Genomic DNA, 24,572 nt, shown 5'->3' with positions numbered 1-24,572 from the left:
GGTCAAAGCCCTCCGAGAAAACCGCTGGTGAGCCCAAGCAGCAGCACCAGCAACGCGCCAAAGGCGATTTTCTGAAAGGTAGTTGGCGCCATCATGTTTCCCCTTTTGCTGCCCCAGATCGGGCGCAACGCCGTGCCGGCACTGTCAGCCGCACGCCCCACGAGCGAGGCTGCGCCGAGGATGATAACCACGAGCGCGGCCAAGGCCACCAAAAACATCACTATTCGCGCCATATTGCCCTTTTCTGACAGCGGTTTCGCGCTGATCTTGCCTGCCGTTCTCTATTCAACGCACGCAGGTCGGCCGCGTTCCGGAAACGCGCAGGGGCAGGTCGGGGCAGGGCCGGTCAGCGGCGGGGTTTTGGCCCCCGGCCTGTGGGTTTTGGCCCCGGTTTGCCATTCGGTCGCCCCGTCGGGCGCGCCCCCGGTTTGCCGCTTGCCTTGCCGCCTGCTTTGCCAGCCGTCTTGCCCATCGCGGCCTTGCCACGCGGTGCGTTCTTTGCCTTGCCGCCCCCACGGCGGGGCGGCGGTTCGTCGTCTTCGCCCCGTTGCACGGGCAGGCCCGGTTGGCCCGCGCCGCCGAAACCGCCGGGCTTGCGGCGCGGCGGGCGGCGCAGACCGGTGGGTTTCTTGGTGGCGGTGCCGCTGGGGTCTTCCAACTCGAGCCCCAGTTGATCGCGCACGACCTTGCGGCGCAGCTCTTCCACCTCGCCGATCTTCAATTCGCCCAGTTGGAACGGGCCGTAGGAGATGCGGATCAACCGGTTCACGGTGAGGCCCACGGCCTCCATCGCGCGGCGAATCTCGCGGTTGCGGCCTTCGCGCAGGCCGACGGTCAGCCAAGCGTTGGCCCCTTGTTGGCGGTCGAGTGTCACGTCCATCGGCTGAAAGTTCTCGCCTTCCACGGTGATGCCTTTGCGCAGCGGCTCCAGCATCTCATCGGTGGGGCGGCCATTCACCCGTGCGCGGTAGCGGCGCAGCCAGCCGGTGCTGGGCAGTTCCAGCTTGCGCTTCACCCCGCCGTCATTGGTCAGCAGCAACAGCCCTTCGGAGTTGAGGTCGAGCCGACCCACGGTCATCACGCGGGGCATATCCTCGGGCAGGGCGTCAAAGATCGTCTCGCGGCCCTTTTCATCGCGGGCGGTGGTCACCAGTCCGGCAGGCTTGTGATACAGCCACATGCGCGGCGGTTCGGGCGCGCCGACGGGGGTGTTGTCGACGGTGATCTTATCCTCTGGCGTGACGTTCAGCGCGGGCGAGGTGATCTGCTCCCCGTTCACGCGCACGCGGCCCGCTTCGATCATGCGCTCGGCCTCGCGGCGTGAGGCGATGCCCGCGCGCGACAGCACCTTGGCAATGCGGTCGCCGGTGGGGGTGCCTGCACTTGCATCGGTGTCGGGGTTTTGCGGGCCGGAGCCGGAGGGGGGCGTTTTTGCGTTCATACACTGCGCTTACCCTGTTTCACGGGCTTGCGAAAGGGTGGCGTTTGCGGCCATGTGGCGGGATGGAGTTTCGCTCGTATATGGGACAGGCCTTGGCCGAGGCCCGCGCCGCCGCCGCGCGCGGCGAAGTGCCGGTGGGGGCAGTCGTCGTCTCTCCGAAAGGGCAGATCGTTTCCGCCGCAGGCAATGAGACCCGCGCCCGCAATGACCCAACTGCCCATGCCGAGATGCTGGCCCTGCGCGCCGCCTGCGCCGCCGTCGGCTCGGAACGGCTGATCGGTCACGCGCTTTACGTCACGCTGGAGCCCTGCGCCATGTGCGCCGGTGCCATCGCCGCCGCCCGGGTGGAGCGGCTCTACTACGGCGCGGCGGACCCGAAATCAGGCGGCGTGGCGCAGGGCGCGCGGGTATTCTCGCATCCCCAATGCCACCATGTGCCGGAGGTCTTTGACGGGATCGCGGCGGGAGAGGCGGAAGAGATGCTCGTGAGGTTTTTCCGCGAGAAGAGAGGCCGCTAGCCGGGCAGCGCCGGACCGGGGATGGCATTCAGGCGTCCCAACGATTATCCGGACGCCCCGCGTCCGGATCGCGCCCGGCCCGCCCCCAGGGCGGGCGCGATCCAGCCCTGCACAATGCAAAAGGCCACGCGAAACCGCGTGGCCCTTTGAAACTCAAAAGTCAGGCGATCTTACTTGATCTTGCCTTCTTTGTATTCGACGTGCTTGCGCGCAACGGGGTCGTACTTCTTGATGACCATCTTTTCGGTCATGGTGCGTGCGTTTTTCTTGGTCACGTAGAAATGGCCTGTGCCCGCGGACGAGTTCAGGCGGATCTTGATCGTGGTTGGCTTCGCCATGTGTCTTCTCCTGCTGCAGCGCCGCGCAGGCCTGCGTGAATTCTGAATTTCGGGTTCTAGTCAGACCCGCGCCCGAGTCAACCGCTATTTGCCCGCCCGGTGCCGAAAGACGCCGGTTTCGTCGAAAAACCTGCCTTTCAGCCTCGAAAGAGCAGAAATATGCGCGGAAGGCCTATAAGCCGGATTTTGTACCTGTCCGAAAACAGGCGATGACCATTCCTCTGACCGCACCGTTGCCGATGCGGCTATAGCTGCCAACCCGGACCTGCTGGGGCAGAAGAGCCCCGCCTTTGACCCGAAGATCATCGGCGCGCGGTCCCTATTTGGCATTGCTCCCGGTGGGGCTTGCCTTGCCAGAGCTGTTGCCAGCCCCGCGGTGGGCTCTTACCCCACCGTTTCACCCTTACCCCTCGGCTGTTCCGGCAAGCCGGACCGTAGGGGCGGTTTCATTTCTGTGGCGCTTTCCGTCGGGTTGCCCCGCCCGGGCGTTACCCGGCACCGTTCCTTCTTGGAGTCCGGACTTTCCTCTACGTCGCTTTCGCCCCGCAAAAGCGACGCCACGGATGTCACACATGCGTGTGACGAGAGCGGACGTCGGTCATGCGACGCGAGTCGACGCAGCGGCCATCCAGCCTTCCGCGCAGCCCCGCCCTAGACGCCGCCGCGCGGCGCGTCAATGGGGGCGGGAAGGGCGGCGAGGTCAGCGGGGGTGAGAGGGCCGCGTCCCCATGGCCTGAAACGCAACCGCACGGCGTTTAGCAGCGTGTCATCGTCGCAAGGCGCGGTGAAGCCTGTGGCCTGCGCGGCAGCGCGGAAGGTTTCGGTGGTTACGCTGTCAGGAAGGGGGCCATCGCCCGCAGGAAGCGCCAGCCCGCGCCCTGCGAGCCGGGCCCAATCGAATCGGGGGCCGGGGTCGGTCTTGCGGCCCGGTGCCATGCAGGAATGGCCGATCACCCCTTCGGGCGGGATGCCGTGGCGGGCCAAGATGCCGGGCAGGAGGGTCTCAAGCGCCTGCATCTGTGGCTGGGAAAACGGGTGATCGCCGCGGTTGTCCAACTCGATCCCGATGGAGCGTGAGTTGATGTCCTCCAACCCCGCCCATTCGCCCGCGCCTGCATGCCAGGCGCGTTGCTCTTCCTCGACCATCTGAATGACCTCTCCGCGCCCTGAAATCAGGTAATGGGCCGAGACTTCGGCGGAGGGGTCGCACAGCCGCTCCAGCGCCGCTTGGGCGCTGGTCATGGCGGTGTAGTGCAGGACGATCAGCCGGGGGCGCAGCCCGCCGCGTCGCGGGCCACAATTGGGCGAGGGATGCGCCGTCACGTCAGGCGCGGCAGGCATCTGTCAGCCCTGTGCAGCCCGGCGGAAGGGGGTGGGGTCCCAGTCGCAGGCGAAACCATCGCCATCGGGGTCCATGCCAAGGCGGTCTTTCTCGGGGCCACCGGCCTCAAGGAAGGCGATCTGCGCTTGGTCGGCGTGGCCGTATTGCGCACAGGCGCGTTCGAACTTGCGGGCCTTGTTGAAACCGATGCGGCTATAAATCTGCTGACCGACCGACTGATTGGTTTGCAGCGCATAGGCAACGATATTCGGGCCGACATTGCGGCGCTCGGGCAGGGCCTCGGGTTGGACGACCTCATATTGCGCGCGGTTCGCGGCCACGCGGGCGGCGTCGTCTTGAATGCTGCGCTGGCCCGACACGGCGTCAAAGTTGTTCTCGTTCGAGATGCCCACGGCGTTGACCGCGGCGGGGGGCGGGTTCGACGGGCTGGCGTTCACCGGGGCCACGCCCGAGTTGGTGGCCGCGTCATTGCCCAGACCGTTGCTGGCCCCGCCCGGACGGGTCGCGGCGAGCACGCGGGCGGTTTCCGCCGCCGTCGCTTCGGGAGAACCGTCATCCAAAGGCTGGGCGGTCACCTCCGAGGCGGCGGGCATGTAGCTGCCGTCGCCCGCCAGCGCGGCATCGCGCGCGCGCTGCTCGGCCTCGAAACTGCCGTCACCAAAGCCGACACCGCGCCCGGTGTTGATGTTCCCGGAATCGGGGATCGCCGGTTGGCAGGCCGCCAAAAGACCGCCTGCCGTCATCGCTAGAAGTGTCCGTGTGATCATCTGACCCGCTCTCGCTTCTTGTTCACCGCTCTGCGGCTTACCACCATTTCTCGGGCTTGGCCACAAAACCGGCGGCCTTCTCCAGCGCATAGGCGGAGGACAGCAGTTCGGCCTCTTCCCAAGGACGCCCGATCAGCTGCAGACCCAGCGGCAAGCCGGTGGCGCTTTGGCCCGTCGGCAGCGCGACACCGGGCAATCCGGCGAGGTTCACCGTCACGGTAAAGACGTCGTTGAGATACATGGCCACCGGATCGGCGTCCTTCATCTCGCCCAAGCCGAAGGCCGCCGAGGGGGTCGCCGGGGTCAGGATGCTGTCGATGCCTTGGGCAAAGACGTCTTCGAAGTCCTTCTTGATCAACGTGCGGACCTTGCGGGCGCGGTTGTAATAGGCGTCGTAGAAACCGGCGGAGAGCACATAGGTGCCGACCATCACGCGGCGCTGAACCTCATGGCCGAAGCCCTCGGCGCGGGTTTTTTCGTACATCTCGGTGATGCCGTCGCCGTGGTCGAGCTTGGCGCGGTGGCCAAAGCGCACACCGTCATAGCGCGCAAGGTTCGACGAGGCCTCGGCGGGCGCGATGACGTAATAGGCGGGCAGGGCGTATTTCGTATGCGGCAGCGAGATGTCGACGATCTCGGCGCCCGCGTCTTTCATCATGGCGATGCCGTCGGCCCACAGCTTTTCAATCTCCTCGGGCATGCCATCCATGCGGTACTCGCGCGGGATGCCGATCTTCTTGCCGCGGATGTCCCCGGTCAGCGCTGCCTCGAAGTCCGGCACGGCCAGATCGGCGCTGGTGCTGTCCTTGGCGTCATGGCCGCACATGGCTTCCAACATGATGGCAGCGTCGCGCACTGTCTTGGTCATCGGCCCAGCTTGGTCGAGCGAGGAGGCGAAGGCCACGATGCCCCAGCGGGAGCAGCGGCCATAGGTCGGCTTGATCCCCACGGTGCCGGTGAAGGCGGCGGGCTGGCGGATTGAGCCGCCGGTGTCGGTGCCGGTGGCCGCAAGGCAGAGGTCGGCTGCCACGGCGGCAGCAGAGCCGCCCGAGGAGCCGCCGGGTGTCAGTTCTGCCGTCTCACCTTCGCGACGCCACGGGTTCACCGCGTTGCCGTACACGGACGTTTCGTTCGACGAGCCCATGGCGAATTCGTCCATGTTGAGCTTGCCCAGCATCACCGCGCCGCTGTCGCGCAGCTTTTGGCTCACGGTGCTCTCATACTCGGGCAGGAAGCCTTCAAGGATGCGGCTGCCTGCTTGGCTCGGCACGCCCTTGGTGCAGAAGAGGTCCTTGATGCCGATGGGCAGGCCGCACATGGCCGGAGCGTCGCCCTGTTTGATGCGGGCGTCGGCCTCGGCGGCCTGTTCCATCGCGATCTCTGGCGTGCGGTGCACGAAGGCGTTCAGCGCGCCTGCGCCGTCGATGGCTTGGATGCAGGCCTCGGTCAGGTCTTTCGAGGTGGTCTCACCCTTGCGCAGGGCGTCGCGGGCCTCGGCCAGGCTCAGTTTGTTCAGATCGGTCATTATTCCACCACCTTCGGCACGGCAAAGAACCCTTCACGGGCATCGGGGGCATTGGCCAGCACGCGGTCCTGCTGGTCGCCATCGGTGACCACGTCTTCGCGCCGTTTCAGGCGCTGCGGGGTCACGGAGGTCATCGGCTCGACGCCGTCGACATCCACCTCGGACAGCTGTTCGATAAAGCCAAGGATGGTGTTGAACTCTTCCGCCAGCGCCGGCAGCGCGTCGGGTTCAACCTTGATCCGGGCCAGTTTCGCCACGCGTGCGGCGGTGTTTTCGTCGATCGACATGAACATCTCCATCTCTTTGAGGCTCCTCTACCGTTTGGGGGCGGGCCTCGCAAGGGTTTGAGAGGCCCGTAACGGAGCCGGGCGGCGCCAGACCGAAGGATGGTGCTTGCGCCGAGGCAGTTGGGCAATTTATGGCCGCGGCGGTATTCGGTGATGTCGGGATGGCGTCCGGGTTGCACAAGCGCCAGCCCGTCGGGCATGCCCCCTGATTCCGGGCTAGGGTGGCATGTTCGGGGTTACTTGATTCCGCGCAGCATAGGGTCAAATCTGATGTTAGACCCACCGCAATCAGGAGGACTCCCATGAACATCATCTGGCTCGGCCACGGCTCATTCCGCATCGAGATCGAAGACCAAGTGCTGCTGATCGACCCTTGGCTCAAAGACAACCCCATGCTGGACGACGCGCACCATGCCGATGCAATCAAGGGCGCCACGCAGATCCTTGTGACCCATGGCCATTTCGACCACACGGCAGACATCGCCGACATCGCCAGCCGCACCAACGCCCCGGTCGCGGGGATGGTCGAGCTGATGGGCTGGCTGGAAAGCAAAGGCGTGCAGCAGACCACGGGCTTTAACAAAGGCGGGACGATCCGCGCGGGCGAGGTGGCGATCACCATGGTCCCGGCCTCGCATTCCTCATCGGTAGAGGGCGAGAACGGGCCGATTTACACCGGGATGGAGACCGGCTTCATGATCTCGGGCGAGGGCCATACGATCTACCATTCCGGTGATACGGCGATCATGGCGGATATGGATTGGATGGGCGACTACCACAAACCCGATATCGGCATTCTCTCGGCGGGCGGGCATTTCACGATGGACATGGCGCAGGCCGCCTATGCCGCCAAACGCTATTTCGATTTCAAGACGGTCATTCCCTGCCACTACCGGACCTTCGACACGTTGGATCAATCGGCGCAGACGCTCATCGACGGGCTTCCGGGCGTCGATGTGGTGGAACCGCAGGTGATGCAGCCGATCACCGTCTGATCCTCCTCCGCCCCCGACGCCTTGCGCGGCGGGGCGGAACGGGGGATACCTGAAGGAACTGCCGGGGGAATGCCATGTTTGCCAAATCGACTGCCGTTATCTTGCTGCTGACACTGGGGGCCTGCGCCCCGTTGAACCGGGCGGAACCCACCGGCAGTGTCGGCTTTACCGGGGTGGGCGGCGACAGGCCGGTCATCTTCCCGGCGCATCTGTTGGTGTATCAGCCGCAGTAGACGCAAGGCGGGTCAGATGCCCAAAGAAGGCCACTTCATAAACCGCAGCAACTGGCTGCGCGCCGCCGTTTTGGGGGCCAACGATGGTATCGTCTCTTCGGCCAGCCTGCTGGTCGGGGTGAGCGCGGCTGGCATGACGCAGGGCAATGTACTGCTGACGGGGCTTGCGGGGCTCACCGCCGGGGCACTTTCGATGGCGGCGGGGGAATATGTCTCGGTCTCGGCGCAGGCGGATGTGGAGAAGGCCGATCTGGAGCGCGAGCGCGTCGCCCTGATCGAAGACCCGGACTATGAACTCAGCGAACTGGCCGAAGGGCTGGAGAACCGGGGCGTGCAAAGCGACCTCGCCCTAGAGGTCGCCACCCAGATGACGGACCATGACGCCCTCGGCGCCCATGCGCGCGAAGAGTTGGGCATGTTCGGCCTCGCCGGTCAGGCCGATCCGCTACAGGCAGCGGGCGCTTCGGCATTGGCCTTTGCCTTGGGGGGCGGGCTGCCGCTGTTTGCGGCGGTTCTGGCGCCTGCGGGGCTGCGCGGCGTGACCATTGCCTTGGTGGCGCTGTTGGCGCTGATACTGCTCGGCGCGGGCGGCGCGCAACTGGGCGGTGCGCCAAAGCGGCCCGCCATCGGGCGCGTCGTGGTTTGGGGCGGTCTGGCAATGGCTGTGACGGCCGGGGTCGGACATCTGTTCGGCGCGATTGGATGAGCGGTGCCAAAGAAAAAGGCCGGCCCTTTCGGAGCCGGCCTTTCGCATCAGATGGCAGGGCGATTACTCGCGGTTGCCGAAGAGCGACAGCAACATCATGAACATGTTGATGAAGTCCAGATAGAGGCTCAGCGCGCCCATGATCGCGGCTTTGCCCAGCCACTCTGTGTCGCCGTGATGGGCGTGGGCCAGATACTCGGTCTTGATCTTCTGGGTGTCATAGGCGGTCAGACCCGCGAAAATCAAAACACCGATCGCCGAGATCGCGAACATCAGCGCCGAGGAGGCGAGGAAGATGTTGACGATCGACGCGACGACCAGACCAATCACACCCATGATCAGGAAGCTGCCCCAGCCGGAGATGTCCTTTTTCGTGGTGTAGCCCCAGAGCGACAGACCCGCGAAGGCGATGGAGGTGATCAGGAAGACCTGCGCGATGGAGTAGCCGGTGAAGACCAGAAAGATCGAGCTGATCGAGATGCCCATGACGGCGGCGAAGGCGTAGAACACAACCTGCGCCGTGGCGGCGGACATGCGGTTGATCATGGCGCCAAAGCCGAAAACAAAGGCAAGAGGCGCAAACATCACGACCCATTTCAGGGGCGAGGCGTAGAGCGCATAACCCAATTGCGTCAGGTATTTATCCTGGCTGAGCTGCGCCACGGCGGCGGAGGGGTCGGTGGTGACCGACAGGCCCGAGATGGCCCAGGCCGCGGCGAAGGTGATGAGCATGCCGATCGACATGGTGCCATACACCTTGTTCATATGAGCGCGCAGACCCTCGTCGATCGCGGAGATGCGCGACCCGGCAGCAGAGCGAATTGAATTGACGTCAGCCATTTAGTGACTCCCATTGGCAAAGTTGCGTGTCGAAACCCGGCCGACACGTTCTTGGGTCTGAATATCGGGCCTGAGGGGGCGAATTTCAAGTGTCTTGCGGGCTGATAACACGGCAATAATCGCGGGTTTTACGGGTGGGGATGTTCGGGGCATGCGCGGGGCGTCGGCTTGCCCTGCGCGCGCCTTGGACGGGACTGCCGCGAGCGGTCGATCGGCGGAAAAGCACCGATGCATTTCAAGCGGCGCGCGCGCGGGCGGCAGCCATTCCCACCGCCCCAAACACGGAAAGATGGCATTTGACGCATTCCGACGGGAACCGATTGATATTCTTCGCGTTCATCCAGCGGTTGCCGAGCGGGAAACCGACAGGCCCAAGGAAACTTGGGGATTTCACACCCGCCGGTCGCAGAGAGAGAGGGGCAGTGCACCGCCTGAGGTTGCAGTCGATACAGGGCAGGTTTTTACCATCCCGTGAAAATTCTTGGCCGAATTCAACGCAACCGCTATGATAGGAGGCAGAACTTTCGCGCAACCCCTGCGGTATCGTGCGAGGCGACGGCACACTTCGTCCTTGTTTGGAACTGAGATTGGCACGGTCGCATGTGCCCTATAAGGATTAGAGAATATGGTGCATGTGGTAGATGTACATGTAGGCAAACGTATCCGGCAGCGCCGCTGGCTGACGGGGATGACCCAGCAGAAACTGGCGGAACTGGTTGGGATCAAATTCCAGCAGATACAGAAATACGAAACCGGCGCGAACCGCGTCAGCGCATCTCGGCTGTGGGATATCGCCGATGCGCTTGGGGTGCCTGTGTCCTTCTTTTTCGAAGGGTTGAAGGATGAGGAGGTCGCCGAAGGCGCGCCGATGGACGGGCTGCCTGCTGATCTGATGGCCGACAAGGAGGCGATGGAACTGGTGCGCTCTTACTACGCCATCCCCGAGAACCAGCGCCGCCGGTTGTTTGAACTGGCCCGCGTCTTGAGCGACGTGGCCTGAGCCTGCCCGCCCGCGTCTGGACGCGGCTCTAACGCACTGACAGGCTTGCGCAAAGGGGCGCAAACTGTCAGGTCTTCGCCATGATGAACACCAGTGACTTCGATCCCGATATCCGCCGCGTTGCCCATCTGATGGCGGATGCGGCGCGGCAGGTGATCCTGCCCTATTTCCGCAGGCTCGATTTGCAGGCCGACAACAAGCTCGGCACGGGTTTCGATCCGGTGACCGAGGCCGACCGCGCCGCCGAACGGGCGATGCGCGATATCTTGGCGGCGGAGCGGCCCGCGGATGGTATTCTGGGTGAGGAATATGGCGCGCAGCCCGGCACATCGGGGCTGACTTGGGTGCTCGACCCCATCGACGGGACGCGCGGCTTTCTCAGCGGTACACCGACTTGGGGCGTGCTGATCGCGGTCTCCGACGCCTCGGGGCCGTTCTATGGCATCATTGACCAGCCCTATATCGGGGAGCGGTTCGAGGGGGCGCCGGATGGCGCGCTGTTGACCGGGCCCCACGGCAGCCACCCTTTGCAGACCCGTGCGGCGCGAGACCTGCGGCAGGCCATCGTTTTCACCACATTCCCCGAGGTCGGCAGCAGCGAGGAGGGCAGCGCCTTTCGCGCCGTCGCCTCGCAGGCGTTGCTGACTCGCTATGGCATGGATTGTTATGCCTATGCGTTGGTCGCGGCGGGGCAGGTCGATCTGGTGATCGAAGCGGGGCTGAACGCCTATGACATTCAAGCGCCGATCGCGGTGATCCAAGCCGCCGGGGGCATCGTCACCGATTGGCAGGGCAACCCGGTGCATGAAGGGGGCAGGGCGCTGGCCGCGGCCAACCGCGACATCCACGCCCAAGCGCTTGCGGTCCTTTCCGCCTATTGATCCAATTGTCGGGAAAGCCCGGATTGACCGGCCCCGGCGGGATGCGATAAATCCCGCAGAAGGTCGGTTCTCTCGCCCGTTTTCCACCGATCACACACGCTTTGCATGAGACGGGCATAGCGAAAGTGTGACCTATGGCAGAGACCCTCATCCGCGGCGCGGATTACCTTATCACGATGGACGACACCCGGCGGGAGCTTGCGGGCGCGGACCTGTTGCTGCGCGACGGCGTGATTGCCGAGATCGGGCAGGGCCTTTGGACAGAGGGTGAGATTGTCGAGGCGAAGGGCTGTGTCGTCACACCGGGTCTCGTGAATACCCATCACCATCTTTACCAAAGCATGACCCGCGCCGTGCCGGGGGCGCAGGATGCGCTGCTCTTTGGCTGGCTGCAACGGCTCTACCCGATCTGGGCGCGCATGGGGCCAGAGCATATGTTCGTCTCGGCCCAGATCGGGCTGGCGGAATTGGCACTCTCGGGCTGTAGCCTGAGTTCGGACCACCTTTATCTCTACCCAAACGGCGTGCGGTTGGAGGATACGATCCACGCCGCCGCCGAACTTGGGCTGCGCTTTCACCCCACCCGCGGCTCGATGAGCATCGGCGAAAGCGATGGCGGCCTGCCGCCCGATGCACTGGTGGAGCGCGAGGCGGCCATTTTGGAAGACTGCATTCGCGTGGTCGACGCCTTTCACGACCCCACCGAAGGGGCGATGTGCCGCGTCGGATTGGCACCCTGTTCGCCCTTTTCGGTCAGCCGCGAATTGATGCGCGACACGGCGCTGCTGGCGCGCGACAAGGGCGTGATGCTGCACACCCATCTGGCCGAGAATGCCGAGGATGTCGCCTATTCGCAGGAGAAATTTGGCTGCCGCCCGGGGGAATATGCCGAAAGCCTCGGCTGGCTCGGCGACGACGTTTGGCACGCCCATTGCGTGCAGTTGGATGGGGCCGAGATCGACCTTTTCGCCCGAACCCGCACCGGGGTTGCGCATTGTCCCTGCTCGAACTGTCGCCTCGGCTCGGGCATCGCGCCGGTGCGGGCGATGCTGGACGCGGGCGTTCCGCTGGGGCTGGGCGTCGATGGCTCGGCCAGCAACGACAGCGGCAATCTGGCCGCCGAGGCGCGGCAGGCGATGCTGTTGCAGCGGGTGGCCCGCGGGGCCGACGCGATGAGCCCGCGCGCGGCGCTCGAACTGGCCACGCGGGGCGGTGCGGATGTGCTGGGGCGGCCTGACTGCGGGCGGCTGATGCCCGGCAAACGGGCCGATGTGGCGATCTGGGATGTTTCGGGCGTGCACAGTGCGGGCAGTTGGGACCCGGCTGCGCTGCTTCTTGCCGGTCCAACAGCGGTGCGCGACCTTTTCGTTGAAGGCCGACAGGTGGTGCGCGATGGTCAGATCACCACCATCGACTTGGCCGCTCAGGTGGCGCGGCAGAATGATTTGGCGAAAGGCTTGGCTGGATGAAGCCGGTTTTACTCTCGATACTGATACTGGCGGGGATGCCCGCTTTGGCCGATCCGATGGGATTGGACAGGGTGAACGCCCTGCGCGATGTGAAGGGGTTGCAGCCCCTGAGCTATGATAGCCGTTTGGAACAGGCGGCAAAGGACCACGCCCGCGACATGGCCACGCATGACTATTTCAGCCACCAAGGCCGCGATGGCACCGATGTTGGCCGCCGCGCGGCGGTGGCGGGCTATGAATGGTGTTTCGTGGCCGAGAATATCGCCAAGGGGCAGCAATCGCTTGATGAGGTCATGACCGGCTGGACCAACTCGCCGGGGCATTACCGCAATATGGTCGACGCCCGGGCCGAGGAGATGGGGCTGGTCCGTGCCGATGACGCGGTTTGGGTTATGGTGCTGGGCGCGCCCTGCTGATCCCAGCCATAGGCGGGGGGGGGGCGTTACGCCGTGCCGCCCTGCCGTGCGCCCGCCACCCAAACATCCGCGATCGCGCGGTCGTCGCCCATCATGATCGTGGCGAAAAGGCTTTCCCAGATGTCCTTGGCCGCGGCATGACGCTGCGCGATGGCGGGGGTGGAGTCGAGCGACAGCACGGTGATGTCGGCCTCCATCCCTTCGGCCAGTGAACCCACATGATCTTGTAAATGCAGGCTGCGGGCCGAGCCTGCGGTGGCCAGCCAAATGAGCTGTGCCGCATGCAGCGGCGTGCCGCGCAATTGGCCGACCTCATAGGCCGCCGCCATGGTGCGCAGCATCGAAAAGGATGAGCCGCCGCCGGTATCCGTTGCCAGCGCCAGCGGGATGCCCCGCGCGGCAAGGCCGGTCATGTCGAACAGCCCCGAGCCGATGAAGGTGTTTGAGGTTGGGCAATGCACCAGCGCGCCGCCGACCTCCGCCAGCCGGTCAATCTCGCGCGGTTCCAGATGGATCGCATGGCCGTAGAGGCCGCGTTCGCCCAGCAGGCCATGGGCCTCATAGGTATCAAGGTAGTCGCGCGCCTCTGGGAACAGGTCACGGACCCATTCGATCTCATCCGTTTGCTCGCTGAGGTGGGTCTGCATCAGGCAGGTCGGATGCTCTGCCCAAAGCGCGCCGAGGGCGGAAAGCTGCTCGGGCGTGGAGGTGGGTGAGAAACGTGGCGTGATCGCATAGGTGGCGCGGCCCTTGCCATGCCAGCGCTCGATCAGCGCTTTGCTGTCGTCATAGGCCGATTGCACCGTGTCGCGCAGCCCCTCGGGTGCGTTGCGGTCCATGCAGGTCTTGCCCGCGACGATCCGCTGGCCGCGTTCTTCCGCCGCCTGAAACAGCGCGTCGGCGCTATGGGGGTGGATGGTGCAATAAGACGCGACCGTGGTGGTGCCATGGGCCAGCGTCAGGTCCAGATAGCGCGCGGCAATCTCGCCCGCGTAGGCGGGATCCGACAGGCGCATCTCTTCGGGGAAAGTATAGGTGTTCAGCCAGTCGATCAGCCGCTTGCCCCATGAGGCGATGATCGCGGTCTGCGGGTAGTGCACATGGGCATCGACAAAACCCGGGCAGATCAGCGCATCGGCGTAGCGCGTCACCTCGGCCTGCGGATGCGCGGCGCGCAGCGCGTCCCCCTTGCCGACGGCGGCGATCCTGCCGTTTTCGATCAGCACACCGCCTTGGGTGTCGATCTTCACGGCATCCTCCCAAGCGCTTTGCATCGGGTTGCCGGAATAGGTGAGCGTCGCGCCCAAAAGGAGTCGTTGATTTGTCATGCCAGTGGTTTAGGTGAGGGCGGGACGGGGAACAATACCGAAGCGTCGCTGGTGCCGTTGTACCGGCTTGGGCGCTCGCATATCATCCTTCCCAACAAAGGCGCAGAGACGGAGAGCAGCGGATGTCAGAGCAGATTGAAGAGCTGGATCCGGCGGCCTCCCCTGAAGAGCGTGCCGAGGCCTATGTGCTGGACCGCAAAGCGGTGGCCGCGATCCTTGAGGCGGTGGAGGCCAATGATCAGGCCCATCTGACCCAACTGATGGAACCGCTGCACGCGGCGGATATCGCTGACCTTCTTGAGCAGATCGACGAAGACGACCGCGCTGCGCTGATCCGGCTTTACGGGCAGGAATTCGACGGGGAGATCCTGTCGGAACTCGACGAGTCGGTCCGCGAGGAAGTCATCAGCATCCTGACGCCGCAGGTCTTGACCCAAGCGGTGCGCGAGCTGGACAGCGACGATGTGGTCGACCTGATCGAGGATCTGGAAGACGCGCAGCAGGAAACCATCCTCGACGCGCTGGAAGAGACCGACCGCGTCGCGGTGGAACAGGCGCTGAACTGGCCCGAATATTCTGCCGGCCGTCTGATGCAGCGCGAGGTTGTCATGGCGCCAGAGCATTGGACGGTGGGTCAAGCCATCGACCATCTGCGCGCCACCAAGGAAGAAGACCTGCCGGATCAGTTTTATCACATCGTCATGGTCGACCCGCGCCTGCATCCGGTGGGCAATGTGACCTTAGGCAAGCTCATGCGCTCGCGCCGAGAGACGCGGCTGGCGGATATTCTGGAAGAGACCTTTCAGATTATCCCCGCCATGCGCGATGAGGGCGATGTGGCCTATGCCTTCAACCAGTACCACCTGATCTCGGCCCCCGTGGTCGATGAAGAGGGGCGGCTCATCGGTGTCATCACCATCGACGACGCCATGGCGGTGCTCGACGAAGAACACGAAGAAGACATTCTGCGACTGGCGGGTGTGGGCGAGGGGTCGCTCTCTGACCGGGTGACGGAGACGACGAAGCAGCGGCTGCCGTGGCTGGCGGTGAACCTTGTGACGGCGATTGCGGCTTCGGTGGTGATCTCGCAATTCGAGGCGGCGATTGCGCAGATCGTGGCGCTGGCCGTGTTGATGCCGATTGTGGCCTCCATGGGCGGCAACGCGGGCACGCAGAGTTTGACGGTGGCGGTGCGCGCCATCGCGACCAAAGACCTTACCGGCTCAAACGTCTGGCGGGTGATCCGGCGCGAGGTCTTGGTGGGGCTGGTCAACGGGCTGATATTTGCGGTGATCATGGGCATTGTCGGCGTGCTCTGGTTCGGCTCGCCGGGGCTGGGCTATGTCATCGCCACGGCGATGGTGATCAACCTCGTGGTGGCGGGGCTTGCGGGCACCGGCATCCCGATCTTGCTGGAGCGGTTCGGGGTGGACCCGGCGCTTGCCTCAGGCGCGTTTGTGACGACGGTGACGGATGTGGTGGGCTTCTTCGCCTTCCTCGGCCTTGCCGCCATGGTGCTGTTGTGAGCGATTGCGCCGCCCGGAAGGCCGAGGCGCGCAAGGCGGCCTTTGCCCGCCGTAAGCCCTTGTTCGATCAAGCGAATGCCGCGCAGGCAGGGTATCTTTCCGAGGTTCTGGCGGGCTACCGCGGCGTACCGCTGTCGGGTTTCATGCCGATCCGAACGGAGATTGATCCACGCCCCGCCATGGCCGAAGCCTGCGCCCATGGTCCCGTCGGCGTGCCGGTGATCAAAAAGCCGAACCACCCGCTGTCCTTTGCCCGTTGGACCCCCGAGACTGCGATGGTGCCGGGCACCTTTGGCGCGATGATCCCCGCTGAGCCCGATTTCTTCGAGCCTGAGATCGTGATCGTGCCGCTTTTGGCCTTCAACCGCGCAGGCGGGCGGCTGGGCTATGGCGGCGGGTTCTATGACCGTACGCTGGCGATGCTGCGCGCGCGGCGGGCCACGCTGGCCATTGGCTTTGCTTTCGCGGGGCAGGAGTGGGACGATATCCCGCTGGAAGACACCGACGCGCCGCTCGATCTGATCGTGACCGAAGCCGGGGTGATCGAGGTGACGCAGGGCCAACCTCCGTCCCACGCGGAATAAGGGTTGCCGCCAAGCCGCCCGCGTCCTAGTCCATGGGCATGAAGATTTTGTTTCTTGGCGATGTGATGGGCCGGGCCGGACGGCGGGCGATCACCGAAAATCTGGCGCGGCTGCGGCGCGACTGGAAGCTCGATTTCATTGTGGTCAACGGCGAGAATGCGACCGGCGGCATGGGGCTTTCGGGCGCACATGCCAAGACGCTGCTCGATGCTGGGGCCGATTGTCTGACCCTTGGCGATCACGCTTTCGACCAGAAAGACATGCTCAGCTTTATCGAGCAGGAGCCGCGCGTCATCCGGCCGCTGAACTTCTCCAAATCCGCGCCGGGCAAGGGGGCTAAACTCTTTACCACGCAGAACGGGAAGAAGGTTCTGGTCACCCAAGCGCTCGGGCAGGTCTTTATGAAGCGCCCTTTCGACGATCCCTTCTCGGCGCTGGAGCCGGTGCTGAAAACCCATCCTTTGGGCGGCATGGCGCAGGCGATCATCGTCGATATGCACTGCGAAGCCACGAGTGAGAAGATGGCCATGGGCCATTGGTGCGACGGGCGGGCGAGCCTTGTGGTCGGCACCCATACCCATGTGCCCACGGCGGATGCGATGATCCTGCCGGGCGGGACGGGCTACCTGAGCGATGCTGGCATGTGCGGCGATTATCATTCGGTGATCGGCATGGATAAGGCCGAGCCGCTGCGCCGTTTCATCACCGGCATGCCGCGCGAACGTTTCACTCCCGCCAATGGCGAGGCGACCCTGTCGGGCGTCTATATCGAGACTGACGACCGCACAGGCCGCGCCGCGCGGATCGTCCCGGTGCGTGAGGGCGGTGCCCTTCAGGCCAGCGCCCCTTAAGACCGGCAAGGCGCGGCCCCATGCGTCGCGCTTGCACCGAGGGCGGCAATCGGCGTAACTGGACAACGGCCTTTTGCCCGAATGACAGGTTCTTGATGGAATTTTTCAGCTTCTCTCCGATGGAGACGGCGGTGCTGACCCTCGTGGTCGTCGGCATGATGTTCGTGCTTTTCCTGCGCGAAGCCTTTCCGACCGAAGTCGTCGCCATCGCCGGGGCGGCCTTGCTGCTGGCGCTTGGCGTGCTGCCCTATGACGACGCGCTTGAGGTGCTTTCAAACCCCGCGCCTTGGACCATTGCGGCGATGTTCATCATCATGGGGGCCTTGGTCCGCACCGGGGCGCTGGATGTTCTGACGCGACTGGCCGAACGTTCGGCCAAGACGCATCCTAAAACGGCGGTGGCGGGGGTGATCCTGTCGGTCATGGCGGCCAGTGCGATCATGAACAACACGCCTGTGGTGGTGGTGATGATCCCGGTGGTGGTGCAACTGACCCGCACACTGAACACCAAAGCCTCCAAGCTGCTGATTCCGCTCAGCTATGCCGCGATCATGGGTGGCTCTCTGACGCTGATCGGCACCTCGACCAACCTCTTGGTCGATGGTGTGGCGCGGTCGCAGGGCATGGCCCCTTTCGGCATTTTCGAGATCCTGCCCGCGGGCCTTGTGGTCTGCGCTTGGGGCTTGCTTTACATGCTGCTCTTCGCCGACCGGCTGCTGCCCGCGCGCGACAGCATGGCGAATATGCTCTCTGACCGCTCCAAGATGAAATTCTTTACCGAGGCTGTGATTCCGCCCGAAAGCAACCTGATTGGCCGTGAAGTGCTGGACGTGCAGCTTTTCAAACGCGAGGGCGTGCGGTTGATCGACGTGGTGCGGGGCGACGACTCGCTGCGCCGCAACCTTAAAGGGGTCGCGCTTCAGGTCGGCGACCGTGTCGTGCTGCGCACCCAGATGACCGAGCTTCTCAGTCTGCAAAACAACAAGGAACTCCGCCGGGTCGACCAGCTTTCGGCAGTGGAGACCACGACCGTCGAGGTGCTGATCACCCCCGGTTGCCGGATGGTGGGGCGCAGCTTGGGCTCAATGCGGCTGCGGCGGCGCTATGGGGTCTATCCGCTGGCGGTGCATCGGCGGAACCAGAACATCGGCCAGCAGCTTGACCAATTGATCGTCAAGGTCGGCGATACGCTGCTACTGGAAGGGGCTGCCGAAGACATCCAGCGGCTGGCAAGCGAGATGAACCTTGTCGACGTGACCCAACCTTCGGCCCGGGCGTTCCGCCGGGGTCATGCGCCGATCGCCATCGCCGCCCTCGTGGGGATCGTGGCGCTGGCGGCCTTCAACGTGGCGCCGATCCTCCTGCTGGCCGTGATCGCCGTGGCCGTGGTGCTGGTGACGGGCTGTATCGACGCGGAGGAGGCTTTCTCTTTCGTCGAGGGGCGCTTGCTGGCGCTGATCTTTGCCATGTTGGCGGTTGGCGCGGCCTTGCAGAACTCCGGCGCGATCACGCTGATCGTCGACAATATCGCGCCGGGGCTGGCGCAATTGCCACCGTTTTTCATCATCTGGGCGGTGTTCCTGCTGACCACCATCCTGACCGAGATCGTCAGCAACAATGCTGTGGCGGTGATTATGACGCCGATTGCCATCAGCCTCAGCACCGCGCTTGGCATGGACCCGCGCCCGCTGGTGGTGGCGGTGATGATCGCGGCCTCCTGCGCCTTTGCCACGCCCATCGGCTATCAGACCAACACGCTGGTTTACGGGCCGGGGGGCTATCGTTTCACCGATTTCATGCGCATCGGGATCCCGCTGAACCTGAGCATGTCGGTGCTGGTCAGCGCGGTGATCCCGCTCATCTGGTAGCTTAGGCGCTGCGCGGCACGTCGGACTGGGCGACGATTGCGTCAAAGCCCGCTTGTGCCTCAAGGAAGTTACGGGTCAGCGGGGCGGTGAGTTCGGATTGGTCCGAGAAATAGGCCCCGACCCGACAGATATGCGCCGCGAATTCAGGATGCACCCCGGCGTCGTCATAGCGTCGGATGCGGTCCTTGCTCAGCCAGCCGCGCTTCTTGGCCTCTTTGCTGATCAGTTTGAGCCGCTGCACCGCATGGAAGGTCAGGTAGACCGAGAGGTAATCGAGGTAGTCGGGCAGGGCGATGCCGCAGGTCGGATCGAAGGCGTCGATCACCACGTCAACCATATCCGGCGGGGCGATGGGCCATGCCTCATCCCCGATCAGCCAAGCGATGTCTTCGGCCCCGTGGCGCAGACCGGCATATTCAAAGTCGAACCAGCGCAGCTTGTCATCCGCCCCAATCGCGGCATTGCCTGAGCGGCAGTCCCATTTGACGAATTGCCGCGCCGGGGCGTTGATGCGCTCATAGGCGGCGGTGCGGTCGAACTGGTCCGAGATGCCGTCGCCGAGGTCTTTCAGAAAATCCACCGCATCGACAAAGTTCAGCACCCAGTCGCGGTTGTTGCCCAGATGCGGCATGATCGCGTTCAACTCGGTCTGGCGCGCGGCGCCGTGGATGCGGAAGATGGCTGAGACGGCCTCGGCTGCGAGGTCAAGCTGTTCGGCGCGTTCCACCCGCGCGATCTCGACGTTGAGGCGGCGCTTGCCGACGTCGGATTGGAACATGATCTCTCCCACAACGCCCAGACATTCGGGCAGGTCGCTGCAGTGGCGGCCAAGCTCGGTCAGCACATGGGCTTCGAGATGGGTGCGGCGGAAGTTCGGGCGCAGGGTGGCGATCACCGTGCGGTCGGTCAGATGCAGCCGAAAGCTCGACCGGTTTTCGCCGCCCGGGGCCGATACCCGCGCCACATCTTGCCCGAAATGCTTGCGCGCCGCCGCGACGATCTGGGCCTGAGCGCTTTGTTCCTTGGGTCGTGCCATGAGGCCTCCGCTGGTGTTTTCGCCTGTCTAGGTCGGCTGGCTGACGAGGGTACGGCGGGTTTTGGGCAAAACAAAGGCAATTTCCACCTATCCCGGCGGGAGTGATTCGCACCCCATCAGCGCATTTGACCTATACGAAAGAACAATGCCCGCTCGGGGTATCTCACTGTTTCGATTTATCGTGCTTTGTTGGCCTAATTTACCCGAAAAATGGAAAGAATTTGGCGGAAATAGGTGCCGCTGCTAGGTTCACAGGTCAGTGGGGGATGCGGCGCTGCAAAGCGGCCGCGGCTGCAAATGCATATGAGGGATTGGCGTCATGGGTTACAGATTCTCAAAGGGTTGGAACAGCAAGGACAATAGCTGGTCCACTGGCGGTGAAGCGGGCAGCGGTTGCGATGCCAGCGGAACGAAGTCCTATCACAACGGCGGGGTAGAGGGCTCCTCCTTCGCGAAGTGGTATGACAAGCACTTGGCCGAGAAGTTCGACGGAAACGATGACGGCAAAGGCTTTGGTTCGGGTGGGACCAAGGGTTCCGGTTCTGGCGGCACGAAAGGTTCCGGCTCGGGTGGTACAAAGGGTTCCGGTTCGGGTGGCACGAAGGGGTCTGGCTCTGGCGGCACGAAAGGCTCCGGCTCGGGTGGCACCAAGGGTTCCGGCTCCGGTGGAACGAAGGGTTCCGGCTCTGGCGGCACGAAAGGCTCCGGCTCCGGTGGCACAAAAGGTTCCGGTTCTGGCGGCACGAAGGGCTCCGGCTCGGGTGGGACCAAGGGTTCCGGCTCTGGCGGTACGAAAGGCTCCGGTTCTGGCGGTACGAAGGGTTCCGGCTCGGGTGGCACCAAGGGTTCCGGCTCCGGTGGCACCAAGGGCTCCGGTTCTGGCGGTACGAAGGGCTCCGGCTCGGGTGGCACTAAGGGTTCCGGTTCTGGTGGCACGAAGGGGTCCGGTTCCGGTGGCACCAAGGGTTCCGGTTCCGGCGGTACGAAAGGCTCCGGTTCTGGTGGCACCAAGGGCTCCGGTTCTGGCGGCACGAAGGGCTCCGGTTCTGGCGGCACGAAGGGCTCCGGTTCTGGTGGCACCAAGGGCTCCGGTTCTGGTGGCACCAAGGGTTCCGGTTCTGGCGGTACGAAAGGCTCCGGCTCTGGCGGCACCAAAGGTTCCGGCTCTTGCGGCACTAAGGGGTCTGGTTCGGGTGGTACGCAAGGGGGTCATACCGGTGGCGACGATAAGTCCGTTCTTAATTTCCTGATGGGAGAGAGTGGGGAGATCACAATCGCCGTCACGGAAACGCCGGAGGGGCAGTTGCACTTCAACCTCTCGCCCACTGATCCCGAAGCGGAATCCCACGCTGACATCAACGGGCTTTTCTTCAATGTGACTGATGGCAGCGCAATCGAAGAACTGAACTTCTTCCCTGATGTGAACGCCGAAGGCTATCACCTGACGGATGTGAAGGCCGCGGATGACGGTGTCGACGGTTTCGACGATGGTCCCCAAGCGGGAGGCAGCTTCGATGTGGGTCTGCAGTTCGGCACGACCGCTGACAGTTCCGATGGTGAAGTCCCAAGCACGAACTTCACCCTATGGACCTATCCCGGCTCGTTGTCTTTTGAAGATATCGATCTGAGCGGCATGCGTGTTGTGGTGGACTCGGATGAGAGCGGCGGCGAGGTGCTTGAGGTGTCCGGTATGGTCGATCCTGACATGGAGGACTCCGATGCCGATACCTCCGACCCCGCGAGCGCCCTCATGGACGCGCTGACCCTCACTTCCGTGCCGGAGGAGGAAGACGAAGGGGGCGACACCTGCGAGGATGACGCCTTCGACATGGCCTGAGGGGCCGTCAGTCTAAAAACGAAAGGCGCGTCCCTCGGGGCGCGCCTTTTGCTTGGCGGGCGTCGCCCTCAGCGTCCGCGCATCCAAAGGACGAAGGGCAGGGCCACCAGATACATCGTGATGCCATAGACCGCCGAGGGCAGAGCATAGGCGCTGAATCCCGACGCTTGGCCCGAGATCAATCCGGCGAGGGTGATGCCAAGCGTCGCGTTCTGGATGCCCACTTCGATCGAGATCGTCTTGCGGGTCTGCCATGCCAGCCCGGCCGCGGCGGCAATGCCCAGCCCTAGCAACATCAGCGCCGCGTTCATGCTAATAAGCGCGGGACCAAGCCGGGCGAGGTTCTCGGTGAAAACGCTCCAATTTCCGGCCAATGCGGCGAGGACAATCAGCACGAAGAGCAGCGCGGCGAGGGCGGAGAGGCCCGGTTCGATCCGCGCGGCAAAGCCGGGGGCGAGGTGGCGCAGGGCAAGCCCAAGCGCCACGGGCAGGGTGGTGATCACGAACATCGCCACCGCCAGCGCCGCGACCGAAACATCCGGCGCGGCATCGCCCATGAAATGCCGCACAGCGATGGCGGTGAAGACCGGCACGGTCAAGATGCTCAGAAGCGAGACCACCGCCGTCAAAGTCACCGAAAGCGCCACATCGCCCCGCGCGAATTTGCTGATCATATTCGAGGTCACGCCGCCCGGGCAGAAGGAGAGGATCATCAGCCCGACGGCCAGTTCTCCGCGCAGGCCAAAGGCCATGGCCACCGCCCATGCGGCAGCGGGCACCAACACCACTTGGCAAAGCGCGCCCAAGGCAAAGGCGCGCGGGTATTTCGCCACGCGGGTGAAGTCTGAAACCGTGAGGCCCACGCCCAGCGACAGCATGATGATCGCCAATGACAGCGGCAGTACGACGTTGATCAGAATGTCCATTTGTCCCCCCAAAGCTGGAAATCAGCCTAGGGGCGGCAAATGCGTTCTGGCAAGCCTCACGCGCGGGGATGCCGGGATTACAGCGGCCAGAAAAATAGGATCGCGGGGATCGAGACGGCGACCACGATGATCTCCAGCGGCAGCCCCATGCGCCAATAATCCCCAAAAGAGTAGCCGCCGGGGCCAAGGATTAGCGTGTTGTTCTTATGCCCTATCGGCGTGAGGAATGCCGAAGAGGCCGCCACCGCCACCGCCATCAGGAACGGATCGGGAGAGACGCCGAGCGACTGCGCCATCTGGATGCCCACGGGCGCCGCGACGATGGTCGTCGCCGTGTTGTTGAGCACATCCGACAGCGACATGGTCACCACCATCAGAACCGTGAGGACCACCCAAGCGGGCAGCCCCTCGGTCAGCCCCACCAGCGCGCCCGCGATCAATTCGGTCCCGCCCGAAGTCTCCAGCGCCGCGCCCAGTGGGATCATCGAGCCCAAGAGCACGATCACCGGCCATTCGATATGGGTATAGAGTTCCGACAGCGGCACGATCTTGGCCAGCACATAGCCGACCACGACGATTCCAAGCGCGATAGGCAGGTAGATCAGCCCGAAGGAGGCCGCCGCCACGGCCCCCGCGAACATCGCGATGGCAAGCCATGTCTTGCTGTCTTGCGTCACCGCAAGGCCCCGGTCGGCCAGCGGCAGCACGCCCAGCCAGTCGGTGACATGGGCCACCGTGTCGCGCGGGACCAGCAGCAACAGGATGTCCCCCGGTTTCAGCTCAGTCGTGCGCAGTTGCGAGGTGATCTTGCGGCCCTGTCGCGACAGGCCCAACAGCACCGTGCGCTGACGCCACGACAGGCCCACCGCCTGCGCTGTGCGCCCGTTGAGCCGGGAGCCATCGGTCACCACGACCTCGACAATCTCGACCCCGTCACCATCGGCCAGCAGGAGGTCTTCACGGTCCCGGTCGGCCAGCGCGAGGTTCAGCGTGCTGCGGAATTCGTCCAGTGCATCGGGCGTGGCCTCAAGCACAATCGCGTCTCCGGCTTGCAGCACCACGTTGCGGGCCGTGCCATAGCGCCGCTTGCCGTCGCGCATCAGGCCCAAGATCGCCACATCGGCGCGATGCGCCTCTTCTTGCAACTCGGCCAGCCGTTTGCCGATCTGTTTGTTGCCCTCGGGTACGGTTAGCTCGGCGATATATTGGGCGATGTCCTCGGCCTCGATCATCGCGTCTTCGCGGGCGGGGATCAGCCGCCAGCCGATCAGCGCGACAAAGATCAGCCCCGCGATGGCGGCCAGCCCACCGACTGGGGCGAAATCGAACATCTTGAAAGGCGCGCCCAAGGATTCCTGCCGGATGGAGGCGATGATGATATTGGGCGGCGTGCCGATCAGCGTAGCCATGCCGCCAAGGATGGTGGCGAAACTGAGCGGCATCAGGCTCAGCCCCGGCGCGCGGCCCGCTTTGCGTGCGGTCTGGATGTCGACCGGCATCAGCAGGGCCAAGGCGGCGACGTTGTTCATAAAGGCCGACAGCACCCCGCCCACGGCACCCATCATGGTGATATGCGCGCCCAAGTTGCGCGAACTGTCAACCAGCGTGCGGGTGATCAGCATCACCGCGCCCGAACGGACCAACCCAGCCGAAACCACCAAGACCAGCGCCACGATCAGGGTGGCCGGATGGCCGAAACCGTCAAAGGCGTTTTCCGTGGGCACCACCCCCAGCACCACGCCGAGCATCAGCGCCCCGAAGGCCACGATGTCATAGCGAAACCGCCCCCAAAGCAGCAGACCAAAGACCGCGCCGAAGAGGGTGAAAAGGATGATCTGATCAGTGGTCATAAATCCGG

General features: G+C 64.3%; 25 protein-coding genes and 1 other RNA gene. 13 read left to right on the top strand and 13 right to left on the bottom strand.

Going from position 1 to position 24,572, the window contains the following annotated elements:
• Positions 1–2: 2 nt before the first annotated feature.
• Both ACGYK2_RS06505 and ACGYK2_RS06500 read right to left on the bottom strand, forming a co-directional pair.
• The gene (locus tag ACGYK2_RS06505; RefSeq protein ID WP_067267561.1) at positions 3–218 is read right to left on the bottom strand and encodes a hypothetical protein; all 216 of its coding nucleotides are present in this window, start codon (positions 216–218) and stop codon (positions 3–5) included.
• Positions 219–346: 128 nt separating this feature from the next.
• The gene (locus ACGYK2_RS06500; protein WP_271693215.1) at positions 347–1,441 is read right to left on the bottom strand and encodes a pseudouridine synthase; all 1,095 of its coding nucleotides are present in this window, start codon (positions 1,439–1,441) and stop codon (positions 347–349) included.
• A 62-nt stretch (positions 1,442–1,503) separates the two neighbouring features.
• Here ACGYK2_RS06500 and ACGYK2_RS06495 point away from each other — a divergent pair, with 62 nt between their 5' ends.
• Complete coding sequence (locus tag ACGYK2_RS06495) at positions 1,504–1,959, top strand: nucleoside deaminase (RefSeq protein ID WP_271687970.1); 456 nt, start codon at positions 1,504–1,506, stop codon at positions 1,957–1,959.
• 170 nt (positions 1,960–2,129) lie between these two features.
• Here ACGYK2_RS06495 and rpmG read toward each other — a convergent pair whose 3' ends face one another.
• From rpmG to gatC, 6 genes are all read right to left on the bottom strand, one after another.
• Positions 2,130–2,297, bottom strand: coding sequence for a 50S ribosomal protein L33 (gene rpmG, locus ACGYK2_RS06490; protein WP_007119221.1), 168 nt, complete (start codon positions 2,295–2,297; stop codon positions 2,130–2,132).
• 159 nt (positions 2,298–2,456) lie between these two features.
• Positions 2,457–2,937: RNase P RNA component class A (gene rnpB / locus ACGYK2_RS06485), an RNA gene on the bottom strand.
• An 11-nt stretch (positions 2,938–2,948) separates the two neighbouring features.
• Positions 2,949–3,638, bottom strand: coding sequence for an N-acetylmuramoyl-L-alanine amidase (locus tag ACGYK2_RS06480; RefSeq protein ID WP_271687966.1), 690 nt, complete (start codon positions 3,636–3,638; stop codon positions 2,949–2,951).
• Positions 3,639–3,641: 3 nt separating this feature from the next.
• Positions 3,642–4,406: a hypothetical protein gene (locus ACGYK2_RS06475; protein ID WP_271687965.1), complete on the bottom strand. Its 765-nt coding sequence runs from the start codon at positions 4,404–4,406 to the stop codon at positions 3,642–3,644.
• Between the two features lie 37 nt (positions 4,407–4,443).
• Positions 4,444–5,931, bottom strand: coding sequence for an Asp-tRNA(Asn)/Glu-tRNA(Gln) amidotransferase subunit GatA (gene gatA / locus ACGYK2_RS06470; protein ID WP_271687963.1), 1,488 nt, complete (start codon positions 5,929–5,931; stop codon positions 4,444–4,446).
• On the bottom strand, positions 5,931–6,218 hold the full coding sequence (gene gatC, locus ACGYK2_RS06465) for an Asp-tRNA(Asn)/Glu-tRNA(Gln) amidotransferase subunit GatC (protein WP_209219074.1): 288 nt from the start codon (positions 6,216–6,218) through the stop codon (positions 5,931–5,933). The genes gatA and gatC overlap by 1 nt, the downstream gene beginning before the upstream one ends.
• Positions 6,219–6,520: 302 nt before the next feature.
• Between gatC and ACGYK2_RS06460 the strand changes: the two genes are divergently transcribed.
• From ACGYK2_RS06460 to ACGYK2_RS06450, 3 genes are all read left to right on the top strand, one after another.
• The gene (locus tag ACGYK2_RS06460; protein WP_271687961.1) at positions 6,521–7,213 is read left to right on the top strand and encodes a metal-dependent hydrolase; all 693 of its coding nucleotides are present in this window, start codon (positions 6,521–6,523) and stop codon (positions 7,211–7,213) included.
• Between the two features lie 74 nt (positions 7,214–7,287).
• Positions 7,288–7,446 carry a hypothetical protein gene (locus ACGYK2_RS06455; protein ID WP_271687960.1) on the top strand — a complete coding sequence of 53 codons (159 nt, stop codon included), beginning with the start codon at positions 7,288–7,290 and terminating at the stop codon, positions 7,444–7,446.
• 16 nt (positions 7,447–7,462) lie between these two features.
• The gene (locus ACGYK2_RS06450) at positions 7,463–8,152 is read left to right on the top strand and encodes a VIT family protein (RefSeq protein ID WP_067267575.1); all 690 of its coding nucleotides are present in this window, start codon (positions 7,463–7,465) and stop codon (positions 8,150–8,152) included.
• A gap of 63 nt (positions 8,153–8,215) precedes the next feature.
• On the opposite strand, the gene ACGYK2_RS06445 is transcribed toward ACGYK2_RS06450, so the two are convergent.
• On the bottom strand, positions 8,216–8,992 hold the full coding sequence (locus tag ACGYK2_RS06445; protein WP_271687958.1) for a Bax inhibitor-1/YccA family protein: 777 nt from the start codon (positions 8,990–8,992) through the stop codon (positions 8,216–8,218).
• 625 nt (positions 8,993–9,617) lie between these two features.
• Here ACGYK2_RS06445 and ACGYK2_RS06440 point away from each other — a divergent pair.
• The 4 genes from ACGYK2_RS06440 to ACGYK2_RS06425 all read left to right on the top strand — a co-directional run bounded on the left by ACGYK2_RS06440 (position 9,618) and on the right by ACGYK2_RS06425 (position 12,758).
• Complete coding sequence (locus ACGYK2_RS06440) at positions 9,618–9,992, top strand: helix-turn-helix domain-containing protein (protein WP_168612238.1); 375 nt, start codon at positions 9,618–9,620, stop codon at positions 9,990–9,992.
• 80 nt (positions 9,993–10,072) lie between these two features.
• Positions 10,073–10,873 (top strand): histidinol-phosphatase, encoded by an 801-nt coding sequence (hisN, locus tag ACGYK2_RS06435; RefSeq protein ID WP_271687957.1) that lies wholly within the window; start codon positions 10,073–10,075, stop codon positions 10,871–10,873.
• Between the two features lie 134 nt (positions 10,874–11,007).
• Positions 11,008–12,342, top strand: coding sequence for an 8-oxoguanine deaminase (locus ACGYK2_RS06430; RefSeq protein WP_271687956.1), 1,335 nt, complete (start codon positions 11,008–11,010; stop codon positions 12,340–12,342).
• Positions 12,339–12,758, top strand: a complete 420-nt coding sequence (locus tag ACGYK2_RS06425; protein ID WP_271687955.1) for a CAP domain-containing protein — start codon at positions 12,339–12,341, stop codon at positions 12,756–12,758. Before ACGYK2_RS06430 ends, ACGYK2_RS06425 begins: the two co-directional genes overlap by 4 nt.
• Before the next feature lie 26 nt (positions 12,759–12,784).
• Here the strand turns inward: ACGYK2_RS06425 and guaD are convergent, their stop codons facing one another.
• The gene (guaD, locus tag ACGYK2_RS06420) at positions 12,785–14,086 is read right to left on the bottom strand and encodes a guanine deaminase (RefSeq protein WP_271687954.1); all 1,302 of its coding nucleotides are present in this window, start codon (positions 14,084–14,086) and stop codon (positions 12,785–12,787) included.
• A gap of 122 nt (positions 14,087–14,208) precedes the next feature.
• Between guaD and mgtE the strand changes: the two genes are divergently transcribed.
• From mgtE to ACGYK2_RS06400, 4 genes are all read left to right on the top strand, one after another.
• A complete protein-coding gene (gene mgtE / locus ACGYK2_RS06415) occupies positions 14,209–15,612 on the top strand; it encodes a magnesium transporter (protein ID WP_271687952.1) in 1,404 nt (467 codons plus the stop codon).
• A complete protein-coding gene (locus ACGYK2_RS06410; protein WP_271687951.1) occupies positions 15,609–16,196 on the top strand; it encodes a 5-formyltetrahydrofolate cyclo-ligase in 588 nt (195 codons plus the stop codon). Before mgtE ends, ACGYK2_RS06410 begins: the two co-directional genes overlap by 4 nt.
• A 38-nt stretch (positions 16,197–16,234) precedes the next feature.
• Positions 16,235–17,047, top strand: coding sequence for a TIGR00282 family metallophosphoesterase (locus ACGYK2_RS06405; RefSeq protein WP_271687950.1), 813 nt, complete (start codon positions 16,235–16,237; stop codon positions 17,045–17,047).
• Positions 17,048–17,142: 95 nt separating this feature from the next.
• A complete protein-coding gene (locus tag ACGYK2_RS06400) occupies positions 17,143–18,915 on the top strand; it encodes an SLC13 family permease (protein ID WP_271687948.1) in 1,773 nt (590 codons plus the stop codon).
• Position 18,916: 1 nt separating this feature from the next.
• Here the strand turns inward: ACGYK2_RS06400 and ACGYK2_RS06395 are convergent, their stop codons facing one another.
• Positions 18,917–19,951 (bottom strand): hypothetical protein, encoded by a 1,035-nt coding sequence (locus ACGYK2_RS06395; protein ID WP_271687947.1) that lies wholly within the window; start codon positions 19,949–19,951, stop codon positions 18,917–18,919.
• 319 nt (positions 19,952–20,270) lie between these two features.
• Here ACGYK2_RS06395 and ACGYK2_RS06390 point away from each other — a divergent pair, with 319 nt between their 5' ends.
• Positions 20,271–21,788, top strand: coding sequence for a hypothetical protein (locus ACGYK2_RS06390; protein WP_295037357.1), 1,518 nt, complete (start codon positions 20,271–20,273; stop codon positions 21,786–21,788).
• Between the two features lie 68 nt (positions 21,789–21,856).
• Here the strand turns inward: ACGYK2_RS06390 and ACGYK2_RS06385 are convergent, their stop codons facing one another.
• Both ACGYK2_RS06385 and ACGYK2_RS06380 read right to left on the bottom strand, forming a co-directional pair.
• Positions 21,857–22,726, bottom strand: a complete 870-nt coding sequence (locus tag ACGYK2_RS06385) for a bile acid:sodium symporter family protein (RefSeq protein ID WP_295037354.1) — start codon at positions 22,724–22,726, stop codon at positions 21,857–21,859.
• Between the two features lie 65 nt (positions 22,727–22,791).
• Positions 22,792–24,564, bottom strand: coding sequence for an SLC13 family permease (locus ACGYK2_RS06380; RefSeq protein WP_276154288.1), 1,773 nt, complete (start codon positions 24,562–24,564; stop codon positions 22,792–22,794).
• Positions 24,565–24,572 lie beyond the last annotated feature (8 nt).

This window comes from Sulfitobacter sp. 1A10359, assembly GCF_043558145.1.
GTDB lineage: Bacteria > Pseudomonadota > Alphaproteobacteria > Rhodobacterales > Rhodobacteraceae > Sulfitobacter > Sulfitobacter faviae.
This window is presented reverse-complemented; position numbering and strand designations above follow the sequence as displayed.